This is a genomic window from Sphingobacterium sp. HSC-15S19 (assembly GCF_050433745.1).
GTDB lineage: Bacteria > Bacteroidota > Bacteroidia > Sphingobacteriales > Sphingobacteriaceae > Sphingobacterium > Sphingobacterium siyangense.
Genome location: NZ_JBNPWQ010000098.1, coordinates 1 through 1,432 on the forward strand (window position 1 = coordinate 1; position 1,432 = coordinate 1,432).

Genomic DNA, 1,432 nt, shown 5'->3' on the forward strand with positions numbered 1-1,432 from the left:
GGATCAAGCAGAATTCTTGGGGGAATACAAAAAATTTCCTAGTTTAGTTTGCTTAATACAGATATCCCTTGCAAGACGCCGAACGTAAATTACTATCCCTATTGATGCCCGAAGGGCTTTTAGAATACTTTCAGATTTTAGAAGTCGATCAGGTTGACAATCAGCTCCATATTTATCTAGACGAGCTTAATATTGCTCCAACGGGCTATGAGAACAGCAAGTTGGAGTCAAAGGGCTTTATGCCTTCCACAGAGATTTCAGACTTTCCCATTAGAGGTCAGAAAGTTACTCTACATATCCGCCGCCGCCGCTGGACAGTTTTAGATACGGGAGATATTATCACAAGAGATTGGAACCTGGTGCGTGAGGGTACTCGAATGACGACTGAATTCGGGCTTTTTTTAAAGAAGATATTTGGATAACTATCCTGTAAGTGCCCAATTGGTAGGGTTATTCTTCCAGATGGACGGCAAGCAACTTCAGGATCAATACAAGAACCATCTCAGTGACTTCCATGACTGGAGCCAAAAGCCACATGCAGAGCGATGGACTCTTTTCCCCGGGAACATCTCTGAACGCTTGAGCATCGATGAGACCAGTTTTAGCAACGGTGAATTATATACCATTGTTAGCAGTAAATCGGCAAAAGGAGGTAAAGGGACGATCCTAGCGACTATCAAGGGCACCAAGGCCGAAGATATCATCACTGTTCTTGAGTTAATACCTTTACGTTCAAGGAATAAGGTAAAGGAGGTGACCATGGATATGGCGCCGAACATGGCCAAGGCAATCCGTAGATGTTTCAGGAATGCCAGGCGTGTGGTCGATCGTTTCCATGTCCAAAAGTTAGCTTACGATGCAGTGCAGGAACTTCGTATTAAGTATCGTTGGGAAGTATTGGATGCGGAAAGCAAGAAGATAATGGAATCGCGAAAGGGAGGAACCTCATATGAACCCGAGTTGTTGCCTAATGGAGACACGCTCAAACAGCTACTGGCTAGATCCAGACACCTCTTGTTCAAGCACCCAAGCCGATGGTCCGAAAACCAGAAACACCGAGCCGAATTGTTGTTCATGCGGTTTCCCAAGCTAAAGCTCGCTTATGACCTTGGAATTGCCCTAGGTGACATATTCAATAAATGCCAGGACAAAAAGATAGCATTTACCAAACTGGGACTGTGGCATAATCAGGTTGAAAATGCGGGAATCGCTTCATTTGAGAGCGTAGCAAGATCCATTGCAGCGCATCATCAATACATTCTACACTACTTCGACAATAGAAGCACCAATGCTTCAGCAGAATCTTTCAATGCAAAGCTCAAAGCGTTCAGGGGTGTCTTTCGCGGTGTAAGAGACACCACATTCTTCCTATATAGAGTAATGAAATTGTATGCTTAAAAACTTCTCCTCCCCCAAACTTTCGGTATGATCC

General features: G+C 44.3%; 2 protein-coding genes. Both read left to right on the forward strand.

The features are described 5' to 3' along the window. The first annotated feature begins 68 nt into the window (after window positions 1–68). Window positions 69–422 (forward strand): ISAon1 family transposase N-terminal region protein, encoded by a 354-nt coding sequence (locus L1283_RS28460; protein ID WP_286851555.1) that lies wholly within the window; start codon window positions 69–71, stop codon window positions 420–422. Continuing rightward, a complete protein-coding gene (locus L1283_RS28465; RefSeq protein WP_286851556.1) occupies window positions 415–1,398 on the forward strand; it encodes an ISAon1 family transposase in 984 nt (327 codons plus the stop codon). The genes L1283_RS28460 and L1283_RS28465 overlap by 8 nt, the downstream gene beginning before the upstream one ends. The last annotated feature ends 34 nt before the right edge of the window (window positions 1,399–1,432 follow it).